Below are 18200 nucleotides of genomic sequence, written 5' to 3' on the forward strand. Positions count from 1 at the left end.
AATAATTCAAGTGAATTTGTTTGAAAGAAGAACTTTAAAAGCTTTATTTTCACCCGATAAAATACCCATAAAACAAGAGGAAGCTCAAATGAGCTTCCTCTTGTGAAAAATTGTGGGACAGCAATGGGGGGAAATCACCTTTTTTATTGTAGCGTTTGGTAATTTTGTTGCTTTGTGTTATACAAGCTCGCTTTAATGCATGTCTTTTTTGAGTGTTGTATGTTTGAAGATTTACTTCTCCCGATGTTTGATGATGAATATTATCCCGATATTCTTGTGGCTGAAGTCAAGCAGGCCATAAAACAGTTTGCAAAGAAGGTGGCTAAGCCTGATTTATCTGAAGTAGAAATTTATCATTTTGCTGCTGAAACTGTGGTTCTAATCAATAAGATGAAACCGCAATTTGAGGATTTGGATTCTTCCTTGGATGATACGGCAGCCGATTATATTGCTGAAGCCATGATGATGGTGGTGCAAGATAACGGTTATATGGATATTGAAATGGAAGAGCTGGTATCGAATAGAGAGTGGTAAGTCACTCTCTGTTTGTCCTTTTATATTTAAGGCTTAGCCGGAGGAGGAAAAAGATCGCTTAGATGGCAACTTGCCTGTATATGAATTTCTGCTATCTCGTCTACTATCAAATGAAATTTCTCGGTTTCACTATAGGCTCTTGTTCTGAGATTAAGCCAGAAGTACGGCTCTTGTCGCAGTAAGCTTCTAATCTGCTTTTCATCTTCCGGGTGATTAAAATGTAGGGGATAGGAATATTTAGCTAAAGTACAATCATTTAAAACAAGCTGTCCCTGATTTTCCTCAACGGTACCAGAAAATAAATCATAAACCTTTTGGCTCTGTGAGTTTTCAACCGCTACTATTGCGTGAGTCAAACTTGCGTTCATCAATATGAACAGGCTGATATACAGTAGGTAATACATTTTATTTCGCTTCATTTTTATTTTGTCTTTTTTATTGGTTTACGATAATTAAATTATTCAGGCATAAAAAAACCAGCTTATCGCTGGATCTTTTATCGCACCACTTTAATACATATTAAAATGGTGCCCGAGGCCAGACTCGAACTGGCACGCTTTGTGGGCGGGGGATTTTAAATCCCCTGTGTCTACCGATTTCACCACTCGGGCATGTGCGCCATAATAGTGGAGGAAATAAAACTTGGCAAGTGTCTTTCCATGTATTTGCTTTCTTTTCAATCAATTCATGTGCTTATCGCTATAAAATAGGGCTTTGACTAAACTTTTCCTCTTAAAATGGTTATGTCATCTACATCAAGCTATCCAGATAGGTTTCGACATCTATATGCTTGTGTGTTTTGCACAGTTCATTTTCATAACGAATCAGCTGTATATGCAAATCGATAAACTGTTTTTCTTGTTGTTGTAGTCTATGAAGGGCAGCTGAGTTTTTTCTCATGAATAGGCTTTTTAACTGAATCTTTAACACCTGCTTATAGGCCCAAAAACAAATGCGGCGGGTTTCTTGCAGATAAAAATATTGCTCGTTTTGTGTACTTTCACGGAACATATTTTCTTTATAAAAACGAACAAAACCAAAACTCAAGGCAAAGAAAAAAAGAATAATTTGTAAAACCGTACTTTCAATATAAGCGATATTGATGGCTTGTAGCACAATGAGTACAGCAAGTTTAACCGGAGTATGGCGAAGTTGCTGATATAAAGAAGTAGAGCTATGTTTGATCTGTTTGATGACCACGGGCGTATAAAGCATAAACAACAACATAATGGCTAACACAGCAATGCCTTGGGCACGAAAAGCATTGAATTGCGGAAATTGGCTAGCAATGAAATGACCCAAACTCATCGAAAGCGAGATAAAAATCATTGCGGCCAGAACCCAGGGAATTAGCTCCTTCAGTTCATCTAAAATTCCTTTAGTTTTGATCATGCTGTAAAACAAATAATTTCTTTTAAATGCTGCCGGGTACTGTTCCCGCAATTGATTTAAAAAAATTGCCGTTTGTTTATTACTGATCATAAGAATTAAAGAAACATAAAAATTAGAGCTAATATAAAGGATTTGAAAGCATTTAACAGAGAAAAATCAGAAAATTACAGATTCCTTATTTCAAGGCTAAGCTCTATTTATTTCACATGCAGGCATGAGTTTTTAGCATATTCATAATGGCTGAGATGTATTGCGCCAATTTACTTAATCTTAGGGTCATGTTTTAAACCGCTAAATGATGAATCGACTCGGGAGCTTAATTTTATTCCTGTATTCAGTGAGGAATTATGCGAAAATAGCCCTTTCTTATTTTTGTCCAAGGACAGTTCATGACTGATCAATCTCCTGAATCTTTAAGCGATATCGAAATTTTAGACATTTTACAGTCCATGAAAAGCGATGTGCTAAATACTGAAGCGAATGAGATGATCCATAATGGTGGTAAAGCTGGTCGTCAAGAGGCACATAAAAATGCCTTGGTTGCTTTAAATGTCAGTTTTGAAAGCAAGTTTGTTGAAGCTGTCACTTTGGCCCTACATTTAAATGAAGCGCAAAGTAAAAAAATTCGTTATAAAAAAGACCGTATTCGTATTTTAAAAGCGCACGGCATTGATTACTTAGCTATTGATGGTGCCGAAACAGCACAGGTTTTATCACAAATTGCACAGGCCATTACCCGTGAAGATGCGACTGTGACTCACGACTTGCATAATATTTTCCCGTTCTGGAAAGAAGGCTGGCCAATGGTACAGTTCGACAACGCTTACAAGATTCTGGAAGATGACATTACTATTCACTATCAGGCGGTACTGGATGAACTGATCAGCAAGTACTAAGTATTTCGTTAAAAAAGCATCCATGAGGTGCTTTTTTAATCCTGGTAAATGAGAGAGAGCAGCCAGTTGATTGGAAGAATAAACACTCTCCACCAGCTCAGGAATGGCCAGTAAAAATACTGACCCCAAGTCAAGGTAGAATTAAAGCCGCGCCATCTGCGTTCATGCGGATAGGGAATTAAAATAACACTTAGTAGCAGCAAACCCATTCCTGTCAGTAAAAAAACTGAATTTTGTTGTCGAGCAAAAAAGAAATAGAGCAGATAAATTCCCGAATAAAAACTGAGACAGGCCAGCAAAGCAGATAAATTCATCAGCGTACCTTTTTATTATTATAAGTTTAAAAAAAGAAGAATCAGATTATTCTGATTCTTCAGGATGATTATTTTCCGCTTCCTTTAGAAGTCGTGTGACCAGGAGCTGGTCAATTTTAAAATGGTCAACATCCACCACTTCAAATTTATAGTTACCATAGATCACTGTATCGGCAGGGCGTGGAATTTTGCGTAGACGGTACATCATGAAACCGGCAAGCGTTTCATAATTTTCTTCATCCGGCATTTCATCAATTTCAAGGGCATGTTTCAGGTCCTCAATTGGCGTGCTACCATCAATCAGCCAGGAATTGTTGTCACGTTTGATAATTTGCTGATCTGCTTCAATTGGCGTGACCCAGTCACCCATGACGGTAATCATAATATCAGACAAGGTAATCACGCCAACTACCAAGGCATATTCGTTAATTACCACAGCAAACTTTTCTTTGGTGGAACGGAAACGGTCCAGTAATTCAGATAAAGTCAAAGTATCTGGAATGGTCAATACATTACGAATGGTACTTTCATTGAGTTGCAGTAAAGACTGGTTATTCAGAATACGCACCAGAATATCTTTAGCATCAACATAACCAATCACATCATCAATGTTTTCACTACACACTAAAAACTTGGAATACGGATATTCAGCCAGTTTTTGCCGGATACTGGCTTCAGATTCTTTCAAAGTGAAATAGATGACATTTTCACGAGTTGTCATACTCGAAGGAACATTACGTTCTTCAAGTTCAAACACGTTTTCAATAAAGTGATGTTCCTGTTTCTGTAATACACCTGCCTGTGCACCTGCATCCATGACAGCAGAAATATCATCAAAGGTGATGTTGTCTTCACGGGTGGTATTGACCTTGAACAGGCGAAATAACAGATTGGCAATGGCATTAATGAACCAGGCCAGTGGACGACATACGCTAATAAAAATTTGAATCGGGTTGATCACAGACACAGCAATTTTTTCCGGTGCAATCATGGCCAGACGTTTTGGCATCAAGTCTGCAAACAGAATGAATAATGACGTGACTAAAGTAAAAGACAAGGCAAAACCGATCGTTTCAGCCCACGCACCCGTATAGAAACGTGAAACTAGCTCGAGAAAATAAGGACGGAAAGCACCTTCACCTAAAATACCGCCAAGAATAGCAACAGCATTTAAACCGATTTGTGAAGCTGCAAAAAAGTCTGCTGAATTTTCCTGTAAATCCAATACTTGCTGAGCACGTTCATCCCCTGATTCAGCCAGTATTTTTAGTTTAACTTTACGTGCACCCGCTAGGGCAATTTCGGTGAGCGATAAGAATCCCGCACCCGCAATGAGGATGATGATGATGACGATATTTTGAAAGAGGCTCACAAATCCACCTGTGGATCATCATTATTATGAATATTTTTAACATAAAAGAAGGTCAGGTAGTAATGAAATAACTACCTGACTAAATACAGTATAAGCTTAAAAAAGAAGAATTTAAGAAAAATTGCGCTTAATAATGTGAAAATTGAGAATTATTCATTAAAAACTCACGATTTTCTTCTTCAATCATTTGGCGTGCAACATACAGAATGAGCTGGCGCAACCAGCGATGTGCCGGGTGATGATGCAATAACGGACACCATGCCATCTTCAATTCAAACTCGGGAATGTAGAAGGGTGGGTCTTTCATCAGTAGGTTCTGGTTTTTAGCCTGTAAACGTGCAATGCGTGTTGGCAAAGTCGCAACGAGGTCAACATTGGCAGCCAATAACCCGGGCATTTGATAGTGACGGGTAAAGACTGAAATTTTACGCTTTTGACCAATACGTTCCAAAGCCTGATCAATCCAGCCCAAACCCGCCTGTTTTTCTGGGTTCACGCCAAAGCCAACACCCATCCCTGTTTTAGAGACCCAGATATGCTGTGCATCTAAATAACTTTTAAGGTTTAAATTTCCCGCAGCAGGATGCTTGCTATTGAGCAGACAGGAAAAGCTGTCTCGCCAGACCAGAACCTGGTGGAAACTTTGCGGAATTTCATTGAAACGGTTAATCGCCAGATCGACTTTGCCTTGTTCCATGTCACGGTAGGACACGTCACTGGGGGTTAAAAAGTCCAGTACCACATTGGGTGCTTCGGAGCGTAAGGCTTTAACCAAACGTGGTACTAAAGTCGCTTCAGCATAGTCCGAGGTCATAATGCGGAAAACACGATTCGATGTATAAGGACGGAACTCGGTACGCGGTTCCAGAATCATTGAAAGATCAGACAAGGCATCACGGATACGCGGCTGTAATTCCAAAGCACGTTCTGTGGGGGTCATTCCTTCAGAAGAACGAATTAACAGCGGATCATTAAATAAATTGCGTAAACGACGCAAAATGTTACTCATGGCAGGTTGGGTTACACCCAATTGTTCTGCAGCACGCGTGACATTTTTTTCGCGAAGCAGTACATCAAGATATATTAATAGATTGAGATCGACCCGCTCCAGATTCATACAAGAAATACCGAAAATAAGCTCATGAAATTATTTCGATTATGCCATAAGCGACAAGGCTTGTGTAGGAATATTGATGAAAAAAGAGACGGGATAATCGTGGAATTTTATATAGATAAAATGAATTAATGAATGAATTAACGAGGGTAAACGCCATGCTTATTGAAGTAAAGTTAAATGAATCAGAGAGAAAAATTCGCAGATTTTAATAGCAAATAAAGGCCTTTATTGAGTGAGCTATAAAAAGAAAATAGAAGAAATAAAATACAGTCATATTTTGATGATTTTGATTAAAAATTTACATAAATGACTAAAAAAGTAGCTGGTCAAGCTTTTTCATTTCAAAGCACGACTTAAGTCTAATGAAGAAAAAAACGGCATTGTGAACACTTTGTAAGCAAAAAATGATTTTGAGTAATTAAAATAAAGTTAATTAAAACAATAATTTAAGATTTTGAAACATAAATATAATAAGACTTTGATCTACATATTTTTTAAATAAATACTGGGAATTAATCGAGAATATTGGATTAATTTTTTAACTCAATCTAATCTGTGTTCATCTTAACGAAGCGCTCTAAATCTGAACAAATAATATGAGTGTGATTTTAGCCTTCGCTTGATGAAATCCTAATATTATTACAGGAAAATATCATGACTACATACCAAACAGCGATTGATGCAATCCGCGAATTAAAAGCGAAATTCGGCAACACTTGGGCAGACATCAGTGCTGAAGACGCTGCACGTATGCAAATGCAAAACCGTTTCAAAACTGGTTTAGACATTGCTAAATATACAGCTGCGATTATGCGTCGTGATATGGCTGCTTATGATGCTGACTCTAGCAAATATACTCAATCATTAGGTTGCTGGCACGGTTTCATCGCACAACAAAAAATGATTGCGAACAAAAAATACTTCGGTACGACTGAACGCCGTTATATCTACCTTTCTGGCTGGATGGTTGCAGCTCTTCGTTCAGAATTCGGTCCACTTCCTGACCAATCTATGCACGAAAAAACTTCTGTTCCTGCATTGATCGAAGAAATCTATACATTCTTGCGTCAAGCTGATGCGAAAGAATTAAACGATTTGTTCCGCGCACTTAAAAAAGCTCAAGATGCTGGTGACACTGCTAAAGCTGCTGAAATCACTGCTCAAATCGACGGTTTCCAAACTCACGTTGTGCCAATTATTGCGGACATCGATGCTGGTTTCGGTAACGAAGAAGCGACTTACTTACTTGCTAAGAAAATGATCGAAGCGGGTGCTTGTGCACTACAAATCGAAAACCAGGTTTCTGATGCTAAACAATGTGGTCACCAAGCTGGTAAAGTAACAGTTCCACACGAAGACTTCATCGCGAAAATCCACGCACTTCGCTATGCATTCTTAGAAATGGGTCTTGACGACGGTATCATCGTTGCACGTACTGACTCTGAAGGCGCTGACTTGACTCAAAAAATCCCAGTGGTTAAAGAGCCAGGCGACATCGCTTCTCAATACATCAGCTACTTAGACACAACTGAAATTGACATTTCAGAAGCGCAAGAAGACGAAATCCTGATCAAACGTGATGGTAAACTTCACCGTCCTAAACGTTTAGCATCTGGTTTGTACCAGTTCCGCGAAGGCACTCAAATCGACCGCGTTGTACTTGACTGTGTAACTAGCCTACAAAACGGTGCTGACCTGCTTTGGATCGAAACTGCAACTCCAAACGTTGACGAAATCGCTCACATGGTGAACCGTGTTAAAGAAGTTGTTCCAAATGCGAAACTTGTTTATAACAACTCACCATCGTTCAACTGGACTTTAAACTTCCGTCAACAAGCTTACGACCGTTGGGTTGCTGAAGGTAAAGACGTTTCTGCTTACGACCGTGCTAAATTAATGAGCGCTGAGTACGATGCTACTGAATTAGCTGCTGAAGCTGACGAAAAAGTTCGTACATTCCAGGCAGATGCTTCTCGTGAAGCAGGTGTGTTCCACCACTTGATCACACTTCCGACTTACCACACAGCTGCTCTTTCTACTCACGAGCTTGCTCAAGGTTACTTCGGTTCTGAAGGTATGTTGGCTTATGTTGCTGGCGTACAACGTAAAGAAATCCGCGGTACCATCGCTTGTGTGAAACACCAAGCAATGGCGGGTTCTGACATCGGTGACGACCACAAAGAAATCTTCGCTGGTGACAATGCCCTTAAAGCTGGTGATGACTCTAAAAACACTATGAACCAATTCTCTGCTCACTAAGCATTGAACTGATTCAAAAAACCCGGCGCAAGCCGGGTTTTTTTATATCTTAAAGAAAGTTTAGAATGAGATATAAAAAAAGCACCTGATAAAAGGTGCTTTTTGAAAATTGATAAAGATGAAAGCCGTAAAATGATTACTTGATTAAAATAATCAGCCAGACAAAGAAGATGATGCCAAGGGCTACAAACTGTGCAGCACTGCCCATGTCTTTGGCATTTTTTGAAAGTGGATGTTTGTCCAAAGAAATACGATCGACCACGGCTTCAATCGCTGAATTCAATAATTCCACAATCAAAGCCAGTAAGCAGACAGCAACCATGAGCGCCTGTTCAACCGCGGTCACATCAAGAAAAAAACTGCTCGGAATGAGTACGACATTGATCAGGACGATTTGACGAAAAGCAGCTTCATGGATAAATGCAGATTTAAAACCAGCAAGAGAATACTGGGTTGCATTCAATACACGCTTAACACCGGTTTTACCTTTAAAGGGGGAATAAGAGTTCATTGCACTTAAATATTCAATAATTTGCACCATCATATTGGGTTTTGCTTAAGCAAAAATTAATTACATTAACTTAATTAAAATATTGAAATGCAATAGTAAAAAATATGTCCTAAGCTTGCTTTAAAAGCCGTGGTAATTTAATAAAGAAAATTCCTTCACATTTTCTCCTTATTTAAGGCAAAGTCTTATTTTTCTGTTAAATATGATTGGCTTTTATAGTTTTGTCATTGATGATCAAGATCAGATCAATCATTTTAGTTATTCAATGATCGAGTTGAATTTTTTTATCCCTTAGCACTTAAGTGACCAGGATATATGCTGTCTAGATTTTTTATTCATCGACCGATTTTTGCAGGTGTTTTAGCCATTATCCTGATGGCTTTTGGGGTTTTTGCAACGCTGAATTTACCGGTAGAGCGCTTTCCGGACATCGCCCCGCCACGGATTAGCGTCAGTGCCAGCTACAATGGTGCTTCAGCAGAAACGGTGGAAGAAAGTGTCACCCAGGTACTGGAACAGCAAATTAAAGGCATTGATCATTTGCTGTATTTTAGTTCCAGCAGTGATTCATCCGGGCGCAGTCGCATTAACATCAGTTTTGAAAATGGGACCGATCCCGATACTGCACAAGTCCAGGTACAAAATGCAATTAATGGCGTGCTGAACCGTTTACCGGATGAAGTGCAACGTCAGGGAGTGAATGTATTCAAGTCACTGGGTGACACGCACATGGTCATTGGCCTATATGATGCTTCGGGAAAAAGTGACAGCATTGCCTTATCCGACTACATGCAGACCCACCTGGAAGAAGATCTGGCACGTATAGATGGTGTGGGGGAGGTTGATGTCTTTGGTTCGCAATATGCCATGCGCATCTGGCTAAACCCGTTAAAATTAAAACAATACAATTTAATGCCGAGTGATATCCGCGCCGCTATTGAAGCGCAAAATACCCAGGTTGCAGCAGGGGCGGTGGGTGATTTACCGACAGTAGCAGACCAGTATTTAAATGCCAAAGTCACTTCTGGTTCACGTTTAAAAACGGTGCCGGAATTTGAAAATATCATTGTCAAATCTGCGCGTGATGGCAGCTTTATTTATTTAAAAGATGTCGCCCGAATTGAACTGGGGGCAGAAAATTATCAATCCATGAATACCATCAACGGCTTTCCTTCTGCCGGGATAGGTATTTCGCTGGCTTCCGGTGCCAATGCCCTGGCGACTTCAGCACTGATTCAGGCTGAAGTGGAGCAGATTTCGAAGCAGCTTCCTGAAGGCTATAAGCTGGTTTATCCGCGTGATAATACGCCATTTGTCAAAGAATCCATTAAAGAAGTGGTGAAAACCCTGGTGGAGGCCGTGTTGCTGGTGATTGTGGTGATGTTCCTGTTCCTGCAAAACTGGCGCGCGACGCTGATTCCAGCAATTACCGTACCGGTGGTCCTGCTGGGCACGATGGCGATATTGTATGTGCTTGGCTTGAGTATCAATACGCTCACCCTTTTTGCTCTGGTCCTGGCGATTGGGCTGCTGGTGGATGATGCCATTGTGGTGGTGGAAAATATTGAGCGGCTGATGCATGAGAAAAACCTGACGGCTCAGAAGGCATCACTTGAATCCATGCAGGAAATTAGTGGGGCATTGGTGGGGATCACGCTGGTACTGACAGCGGTGTTTATTCCCATGGCATTTTTTGGTGGTTCAACCGGGGTAATTTACCGCCAGTTTTCCATTACTTTAGTTGTCGCTATGGCTTTATCGCTGGCTGTTGCCCTGATTTTAACGCCAGCTTTATGCGCTCTGATTTTAAAGCCGAATCCACAGCCTGCCCGATGGGCGGTTTGGTTCAATCAAAACTTGGATGGCTTAAAAAGGCGCTATCTTCAATTATCGACTTTGACTTTGCAGCATAAAGCCATTTGTTTGCTACTGTTTGCTGCACTGATCAGTGTTTTTGCCTTGTTTTATCGGGCCTTGCCGACCAGTTTTATTCCCAGTGAAGATCAGGGCATTCTCAATGTGCAGTTTAAGCTGGCAGATGGTGCACCGATGTCGAAAAGTTCCGAAATTGGTGAGCAGATTAGACAGTATTTTTTGCAAAATGAAAAACAGAATGTAAATCTTGTGATGGTGCGTTATGGTCGTAATATGGCGGGAACGGGACAAAACTTAGGTCAGGGTTTTATTGCCTTAAAGCCTTGGGATGAGCGTTCTGGCAAAGAAAATTCAGCCCAAGCGATTCGGGAACGCGCCTTAAAGCATTTTAAAAAGAATCCGAATGCACAGATTAATGTGACGATGCCGGCTTCGGTCAGTGGTTTAGGCCAGACTGACGGGCTGGATTTCTGGATTCGTGATATCAATGGTCAAGGTCGTGCCTATCTGGATAGCCAGTTTAAGCAATTGCAGCAGCAGGCAAAACAATACAGCACTTTTGAAAATCTGGATAAGCGTTCAAATCCTGATAAAGCCGGTTTGAAGGTCAATATTGACCAGAAACTGGCGATGGCCAATGGACTGTCACAAACCGCCATTAACAGTACCTTGGCGAGTGCATGGGGTGGCAGCTATATCAATGATTTTATTGATCGCGGCCGGATTAAACGGGTGATGATGCAGGGCGATGCCGAATTCCGTTCTAAACCTGAAGACCTGCAATATTGGTATGTGCGCAATGACTTGAATCAGATGGTGTCTTTTAGCAATTTTGCCACGGTCAGCTGGAGTGGCGGGCCAGATGTGGTAAACCGTTATATGGGCTATACCGCCCTACAAATGGAAGCGGATACTGCCAAGGATGCCAGCTCGGGCGTGGCAATGGGGGATGTTGAGCAACTGGTGGCACAGCACCCGGGGATAGACGTGGCATGGAGCGGTTTGTCCTATGAAGAAAAACAGTCCAGTAATCAGGCTTTATTGCTGTATGTGCTGTCAATCGGCTTTATTTTCCTATGTCTGGCGGCACTGTACGAAAGCTGGTCTATTCCTACGACGGTATTAAGTGCCATTCCTTTGGGGATTGGCGGCAATATCCTGTTCAGTTATTTTGCCGGTTTTCCAAACGACATTTATTTCCAGATTGCTTTGCTCACCACAATGGGTTTGTCCTGTAAAAATGCCATTTTAATTGTCGAGTTTGCCGCACTTGCCGAGCAACAAGGTCGCAGTGTGATTGAGGCTGCACTGGAAGGGGCCAGTCTGCGTTTACGCCCAATTCTGATGACTTCTCTGGCCTTTGGTGCAGGGGTAATTCCGTTGGTATTTGCCTTTGGTGCAGGGGCTGCTAGCCGTCAGGAAATCGGGGTGAGCGTATTAGGTGGAGTGATGTTTGCGACCGTTTTGGTGCTGATTTTTATTCCCTTTATGTATGTGCTGATTCGTACCCTGTTGAAAACCAAACCGAAAACATAATCTGATTAGTTCTATCCTTCAATATTCCTTTAGCGAAAAGAGAATATTGAAGGATTTTCTTGTTATATAAGACTGTTCAATAGTTAAGATATCTTTGTAAATGTCTCAGTCAAATTAGGCTGAGGTAGCTTGATTTCAGCCGGCTTTCACTACATTAATCATATCTATACACAGCATGTAGAAAAGACATGATGTAATCTCGATTATTTAGATCATTATTTTTTTGGAATGTGGCAATGCCAGAGCAACAACAAAAAAAATTGAGCCAACAGGAAGTCGTACGTTTGGAACGCGATTTAGCCAAGTTCGCGAATATGATGGATTCGGTTGTACGGATTCCATTCACCAAACAAGGTGTGGGGGCAGATGCTGCCTTAAGTACCATTCCTGTGGCTGGCGATGTTGCCGGTTTTGTATTGACCTGTTATGCCATTTATAAAGCCAAGCAAATTGGTGTACCGCAAAGCAAACTGACTCCAGTGCTGAGATTGGCTATGATGGATGCGGTGGTCGGTTTTATTCCCGTTGCTGGAACGATTTTTGACGTTTTTATTCGTCCTAGTCGTAAAGCCTTAGCCATTGTGCATGATCATATTCGTGAGGAATATCAGATTCGTAGTGAGTCACATGTCACCCATCCCTTTTTGCATGAACGACTGGAACAGAAGCAGCAGTCTTCTGCATTTTGGCGGAATCCTGTCGTGGCCTGGATCTGGCTGCACCTTCCTGACTTATTGGGCGTTATTGTTATCATTTTATTAATTATGGCCATATGGCTGGGACTTGGCTGGTTATGGCAATGGTGGCAATCACTGAATATTTAAGGTCATGCAAGATCAATCAATCGACGATATTGCTGTCAATATAGCGCTCATAAGTGGCGTGAATCATTGATTTCAATGACCGTCTATTAGCGGATCTAGCCACAAAAAAGCCTCCATCATGGAGGCTTTTTATATCCCGTCTATCTAAACAGATTATGGGCAATTTAACTGTTGTAATGCAGCCACACGTTGTTCAATACTAGGGTGGGTCTGGAACAATGCAGCCAAGCTGAAACCTTGTTCTTTGCCTTCTGCAATAGAGAAAGCTTTCATTTCTTTCGGCATTTGATCTGGCAATTCTGATTCTGCCTGTAAACGCAGTAACGCAGAAATCATCGCCTGTTTACCGGCTAAACGTGCACCCGCTTCATCAGCACGGTATTCACGGTGACGAGAGAACCACATGACAATCGCTGAGGCCAGAATACCAAACACGATATCCAGTACCATGGTAATGGCAAAATAAGCCAGGCCTGGTGCTTCACCATCTTCGCGACCAAATACATTACGGTCAATAAAGTCACCGACCACACGTGCAAAGAACATGACAAAGGCGTTGACTACACCTTGAATCAAGGCAAGCGTGACCATATCACCATTGGCAACGTGACCAATTTCGTGCGCAAGCACCGCACGAAGTTCGTCTTTATTCATGCGTTCGAGCAAGCCTGTTGAAACGGCAACCAATGCATCGTTTTTATTCCAGCCTGTAGCGAAAGCATTGGACTGATAAGATGGGAAAATACCCACTTCTGGCATGTTAATGCCGGCACGTTGCGATAATTGCGCAATTTCTTGTAATAACCATGCTTCAGCCTGGTTACGCGGAGCATTGGGGTCGATCAACTCTGTCCCGGTAGATTTTTTTGCCATCCATTTCGACATAAACAACGAAATGAGAGAGCCAACCATACCAAAGACAAAACAGATGACCATCAGGTTGCCTAGATTTAAGCCACCCGCGCCATGGTAACTACCGACACCGAAGAGTGACAAGATAATGCCAGCTACTACCAGTACCGCGAGGTTGGTTAGCAAGAACAAACCAATCCGCATCATTGGGAAAATCCTCTTATAATAAAAAAATAATCTGATTTATAAATCAAAAATCATCTTTCTAAATATGAGGTGTAAGTCTTAAAAATTCAAGGAAAAATTAAGAAAACTCGATAATGGCGCAGTTTCTAAAACAATTTAATTGTCAACAATTGAAATTCTTGCGGAAGCTGTTGCATGTGCCGTGGCATACGAGCCGGGGGCATCGGTGAAACTGCCATCGGATGCCATGATAATTTGACGCTGTGAACTATAACGACGGGCTGCATGTGATGAAGCGGATTTATCATTGTTGGATTGGGCAATAATTTTGCCGCCATCGGAACCAGATTTTGTTGAGTTCGAACTATGACCCAAGCCATTGGCATATAAGTTGCTGAAACGGCTGCTCACACGTCTGACATAGTCCTGGGTTTCTCTGAAAGGTGGAATACCGCCATATTTGGCTACATTGCCTTCACCCGCATTGTAACTGGCCAGAACCAGTGAGGTATTGCCGTTAAAGCGTTTCATTAACCAGGATAAATATTTTGCTCCACCCATAATATTTTGATAGGGATCAAAGGCATTTGAAACATTAAAACGTCTTGCCGTCGCAGGCATCAGCTGCATCAGGCCTTGGGCACCGACAGGTGAGCGCGCATTGACATTAAAGCCTGATTCAGTATGCATGACTGCTTTAATCAGACCTTCAGATATGCCATGTTGAGACGCGGCCTGTTTAATAATGGAATCGAAAGCATTTTTATTGCGGCTATAACTCGGTAGTACCGAAGCTTCGGATGAACCCCAGTTACTATAACTATGGATATTGCTGTCTGGGTAATACGTTTTTTTCTCGACTTTAAGATGGTTGTAACGATTTTTCTTGTTGGTGAGCAAGGTCGTACCATTCGAATCTTTTAATTGATAAATGGTCTGGCCGGCATGGCTGATCGTTGCAACAGATTGAACTGCTACACACCCCAAAAAATAAAGTCCAATTTTTACAAAGTTATTTTTCATTTTTATAAATAGAAAACATGTGTTCCAAACAGTACAAGTGGAGTTTAACAAAAAAAAACAAGATGGAAAGTATTACTCCATTAATTTTACCAATAGTTTGTAAAAATCAAGTACCGTTTGTTGAGATAGTAATCAAAAAAAATATTAATTTTTTTTTTAATCAGGATAACTTGACACATATAAATAATTGATTTTAATTAATATTTAAATTGATTAAAAAATGATCAATTTAAATAGAAGCCTTAAATAACAGGTCTGACACCTTGTCAAGTGTTTTAAAATCCACAAAGTTATCCACAGGTTTTGTGGACAACTGTGGAAAAGTACAAATGGCAAGCATTGTGGCTCAAAACTGAACTCGTCAGGTCAAAATAAACGTGAGAGTTTTAGATGAAAAGGGTAGTAATAAACAATTTGCAGAAATTACATTCTTTTGGTGCGTGTTCAGACTGAATCGGATAAAATTACGCGGTATTTTTATTTATGGGTAAATCTCGTCTATGTACTCGCCAGTTGAGTCCGAACAAGGATTTAATTTCAAACCAGAACTGCCCACTAGTTCGGCATATTACCGTTTGTTGAAAAAGCTTCGCCGTCAAGTCGGTCATGCCATTCGTGATTTTAAAATGATCGAAGATGGCGACAAGGTAATGGTCTGTATTTCTGGGGGTAAAGACAGTTATACCTTGCTGGATATTTTGTTGCAATTTAAACGCATTGCACCGATCAACTTTGATGTAGTTGCAGTAAACCTGGATCAAAAGCAGCCGGGTTTCCCTGAAGATGTCTTACCACGTTATTTAGAGGAAAATAAAATTCCTTATTATATTCTGGAAAAAGACACTTATAGTATTACTAAAAAACTGACGCCTGAAGGTAAAACCTACTGTGCAGTGTGTTCACGTCTACGTCGTGGTTCATTATATGGCTTTGCGCAAGAAATTGGCGCGACCAAAGTGGCTTTAGGTCATCACCGTGATGACATTATGGCAACTTTCTTCCTGAACCTGTTTCATGGCGGCAGCTTAAAAGCCATGCCTCCGAAACTGTTGTCATCTGACAAGAAAAATATCTTGATTCGTCCACTGGCTTATGTGGAAGAAAAAGACATCATTAAATATGCAGAAATGCGCCAGTTCCCGATTATTCCATGTAACTTGTGCGGTTCACAGGAAAATTTACAGCGCGCCATGATTAATGACATGCTGCGTGAATGGGATAAGCAGTATCCAAAACGTTTACACAGTATTTTTGGTGCCATGCAAAATGTATCGCCTTCACAATTGGCCGACCGTGAACTGTTTGACTTTGAAGCTTTGGATGCACAACGTGAAATTGATTTTACGGGCAGCTGTTCAACTGAAGAAGAAGGGCAAAGCAAACGGATCAATATGGTTAATTTAGGTTTTGTTGCGGACTAAGCGCATTTTTAGACACCAATTTTAGCATTGGTGTCTAATTTATATAACTTTATATATCTGATTTATTTAATAAATGTATTAAAAACTTAAAAATTGAACGCATCGTACAAAAAACGTTAAGCAGAAAACAATTTTACATGCTATAACAAGCTTCAAGCAAAATAGCTTCACAAAGATGTTGTCTGGATAGGCGACACAAATGCACAAATAAATTGAGGAAAGATCATGCCTGCCTTTTTAACTGATGATTGGTTTTCAACTGTAGAAACATTAACTGCGCAAGCTGGTGATTTAAACTTGCCACCTGCACTTGCAAATTTAGCCATCAACCTGGTGGTGTCTGATGCTCAAGGCAATACAGAATTGTCTCTTGATGGTGGTGCAATCAAAAAAGGTCTATCTTCAAATGCGAAAACCACGTTGAACATGGATGGGGAAACTCTGCGTAAAGTGTTCCTTGAATTTGATATGGCTGCTGCAATGCAAGCCTTCATGACTGGTAAAATCAAGGTTCAAGGCGATATGTCACAATTGATGGCTTTACAAACAGCCAAGCCAAGCCAAGAGCAAAAAGATTTATTCAAAAAAGTGCTTGAGCAAACAGTTTAAGGGCTTTTTGCTTCAGAACTATCGCTTAAGTTATTTTAAGCACAAAAAAGCTTACCCTAGGGTAAGCTTTTTTTATCTGGAAGATATTAAAAGATATTAAATATTTACTAACTCTGAAGTTTTAATATGTTCTAGATAGGCACGAATACGGGTTACATATTGTACCGCTTGACGGTAACGACCATTGCTGGCCTTGTTACGCTCTAAATAACTATACAAGTTAACCCAGTTGTTCGGATTTTTATCTTGAGCCTGAATGCGGTTTTGAATCTGTTCGACTGCCCCCGGTCCCATATTATAGGCAACCAGCGCATACCAGTTACGGTCAGGCAAAGGGACATCTGAAAATCGACTTAACATCTGGTCGTAATATTTCGCACCGCCTTCAATACTTTGTACCGGATCGGTTCGGTTACTGACCCCCATGGCTTTTGCAGTGCTATTGGTCAGCATCATCAATCCGCGAACACCAGTAGGCGAAACGGAATTCGGTTTTAAATACGATTCCTGATAACCAATTGCTGCCAGCAAATGCCAATCTAAATCATATTTTGCTGCGGTATTTTTAAAGCTGGCTTTATAAATCGGCATGCGCTGATTTAAGTCACGTTGGATACTATCCCATGAATGTTCTTGTACCACATTCTGATTATAGAACGATGCCAATTGGCGAATGGCACCAGACTGTTTGCCCTGACAGACAAAGCCACTTGCAGTTTGGGCAAGTGGATCATTTGCATGTTTAAAGACCCAGTTCAGGCTGGTATTTAGACCATTCTGTTGCAGGCTGCTTATATCACCACAGGTTGCTGAAAAAGAGGTTAAACGCTTTTGTTCAATTTCACTGATATTTGCAGTGGTCATGGCAAAGTTGGCTTTACCTTGTGAAACCCATTTCAGTGCTGTGGCATTATCAGGTACGGTTTTAAACACCAACTTGACATTCAAGCTGTTGGCATAGTTACGTGCCAGGTCATAACCAAAACCATGCTGGTGCGAGCCATCTTTAAATACTGTGGTTGGGTTTTCAACTGAAACCACGGTGAGCTGTTTACCGCTGACCACAGCATCGTACTGGAATGACTTACTTGCATTGATACTATGGAATGGAAATAACACGGTGCTAAATGCAAGAATTTTTAACGAGAGAGAAGAAGTTAAAGGTTTAAGGCAAAGCCTCGCCCCAGAAGTTGAACTACTGTGCATGTTGTCTCCGCTACAAGTAATTTATGCCCTAAAAGCAGAGGCAAACAGGCCTCAGACTTTTACAAGTTTGATAAATTCAATAAGGGTTGGGCAGTCATGACGTCATTCAAAATGACATAGGATTAAAAGGAGAATCATGTAGAATTTCTACATAGATTAAAAAGTAAGCAAACTAAAAACATGGGCGCATAATAAGGCTGAAAAATATACTTGTCAAATTTTGTACGAAAATTTTTAGAAAAATGTAGCATAACAAATTAATTTTATTGAAGA

16 protein-coding genes and 1 tRNA gene are annotated in these 18200 nt (G+C 40.7%); 7 read left to right on the forward strand and 10 right to left on the reverse strand.

The features are described 5' to 3' along the window. Positions 1–219: 219 nt before the first annotated feature. Positions 220–534 (forward strand): DUF5713 family protein, encoded by a 315-nt coding sequence (locus FTT83_RS10080; RefSeq protein ID WP_180043175.1) that lies wholly within the window; start codon positions 220–222, stop codon positions 532–534. 26 nt (positions 535–560) lie between these two features. On the opposite strand, the gene FTT83_RS10085 is transcribed toward FTT83_RS10080, so the two are convergent. The 3 genes from FTT83_RS10085 to FTT83_RS10095 form a co-directional block, all read right to left on the reverse strand. Further along, positions 561–902: a hypothetical protein gene (locus FTT83_RS10085; protein ID WP_180043176.1), complete on the reverse strand. Its 342-nt coding sequence runs from the start codon at positions 900–902 to the stop codon at positions 561–563. Positions 903–1059: 157 nt separating this feature from the next. Beyond that, positions 1060–1145: transfer RNA gene (locus FTT83_RS10090), tRNA-Leu, on the reverse strand. A 139-nt stretch (positions 1146–1284) separates the two neighbouring features. Then, a complete protein-coding gene (locus tag FTT83_RS10095) occupies positions 1285–2016 on the reverse strand; it encodes a hypothetical protein (RefSeq protein ID WP_180043177.1) in 732 nt (243 codons plus the stop codon). A 299-nt stretch (positions 2017–2315) separates the two neighbouring features. Between FTT83_RS10095 and FTT83_RS10100 the strand changes: the two genes are divergently transcribed. Beyond that, positions 2316–2822: a hypothetical protein gene (locus FTT83_RS10100; protein WP_180043178.1), complete on the forward strand. Its 507-nt coding sequence runs from the start codon at positions 2316–2318 to the stop codon at positions 2820–2822. 35 nt (positions 2823–2857) lie between these two features. Here FTT83_RS10100 and FTT83_RS10105 read toward each other — a convergent pair whose 3' ends face one another. From FTT83_RS10105 to FTT83_RS10115, 3 genes are all read right to left on the reverse strand, one after another. Further along, entirely contained in the window at positions 2858–3136 is a 279-nt protein-coding gene (locus FTT83_RS10105; protein WP_180043179.1) for a hypothetical protein, read from the reverse strand. Positions 3137–3182: 46 nt separating this feature from the next. Beyond that, positions 3183–4508: a hemolysin family protein gene (locus tag FTT83_RS10110; RefSeq protein ID WP_086196264.1), complete on the reverse strand. Its 1326-nt coding sequence runs from the start codon at positions 4506–4508 to the stop codon at positions 3183–3185. A gap of 127 nt (positions 4509–4635) precedes the next feature. Further along, positions 4636–5625, reverse strand: coding sequence for a LysR family transcriptional regulator (locus tag FTT83_RS10115; protein WP_086196263.1), 990 nt, complete (start codon positions 5623–5625; stop codon positions 4636–4638). A 654-nt stretch (positions 5626–6279) separates the two neighbouring features. Between FTT83_RS10115 and FTT83_RS10120 the strand changes: the two genes are divergently transcribed. Beyond that, positions 6280–7884: an isocitrate lyase gene (locus FTT83_RS10120; protein ID WP_086196262.1), complete on the forward strand. Its 1605-nt coding sequence runs from the start codon at positions 6280–6282 to the stop codon at positions 7882–7884. Between the two features lie 136 nt (positions 7885–8020). Here the strand turns inward: FTT83_RS10120 and FTT83_RS10125 are convergent, their stop codons facing one another. Then, positions 8021–8395, reverse strand: a complete 375-nt coding sequence (locus FTT83_RS10125) for a diacylglycerol kinase (protein WP_086196285.1) — start codon at positions 8393–8395, stop codon at positions 8021–8023. A 315-nt stretch (positions 8396–8710) separates the two neighbouring features. On the opposite strand from FTT83_RS10125, the gene FTT83_RS10130 reads away from it, so the two are divergent. Further along, complete coding sequence (locus FTT83_RS10130) at positions 8711–11806, forward strand: multidrug efflux RND transporter permease subunit (protein WP_180176568.1); 3096 nt, start codon at positions 8711–8713, stop codon at positions 11804–11806. 236 nt (positions 11807–12042) lie between these two features. After that, on the forward strand, positions 12043–12630 hold the full coding sequence (locus FTT83_RS10135; RefSeq protein WP_180176567.1) for a DUF4112 domain-containing protein: 588 nt from the start codon (positions 12043–12045) through the stop codon (positions 12628–12630). Positions 12631–12783: 153 nt separating this feature from the next. On the opposite strand, the gene htpX is transcribed toward FTT83_RS10135, so the two are convergent. Further along, positions 12784–13689 carry a protease HtpX gene (gene htpX / locus FTT83_RS10140; protein WP_166167439.1) on the reverse strand — a complete coding sequence of 302 codons (906 nt, stop codon included), beginning with the start codon at positions 13687–13689 and terminating at the stop codon, positions 12784–12786. 135 nt (positions 13690–13824) lie between these two features. Beyond that, positions 13825–14691: a lytic transglycosylase domain-containing protein gene (locus FTT83_RS10145; protein ID WP_180176566.1), complete on the reverse strand. Its 867-nt coding sequence runs from the start codon at positions 14689–14691 to the stop codon at positions 13825–13827. Positions 14692–15191: 500 nt separating this feature from the next. On the opposite strand from FTT83_RS10145, the gene ttcA reads away from it, so the two are divergent. Then, on the forward strand, positions 15192–16112 hold the full coding sequence (gene ttcA / locus FTT83_RS10150) for a tRNA 2-thiocytidine(32) synthetase TtcA (RefSeq protein ID WP_086196257.1): 921 nt from the start codon (positions 15192–15194) through the stop codon (positions 16110–16112). 225 nt (positions 16113–16337) lie between these two features. Then, positions 16338–16721: an SCP2 sterol-binding domain-containing protein gene (locus FTT83_RS10155; RefSeq protein WP_086196256.1), complete on the forward strand. Its 384-nt coding sequence runs from the start codon at positions 16338–16340 to the stop codon at positions 16719–16721. A 96-nt stretch (positions 16722–16817) separates the two neighbouring features. Here the strand turns inward: FTT83_RS10155 and FTT83_RS10160 are convergent, their stop codons facing one another. Next, positions 16818–17927, reverse strand: a complete 1110-nt coding sequence (locus FTT83_RS10160; RefSeq protein ID WP_166167433.1) for a transglycosylase SLT domain-containing protein — start codon at positions 17925–17927, stop codon at positions 16818–16820. Positions 17928–18200: the final 273 nt, after the last annotated feature.

Origin of the sequence: Acinetobacter sp. YH01018 (assembly GCF_013420295.1) — a bacterium.
Taxonomy (GTDB): Bacteria; Pseudomonadota; Gammaproteobacteria; order Pseudomonadales; family Moraxellaceae; genus Acinetobacter.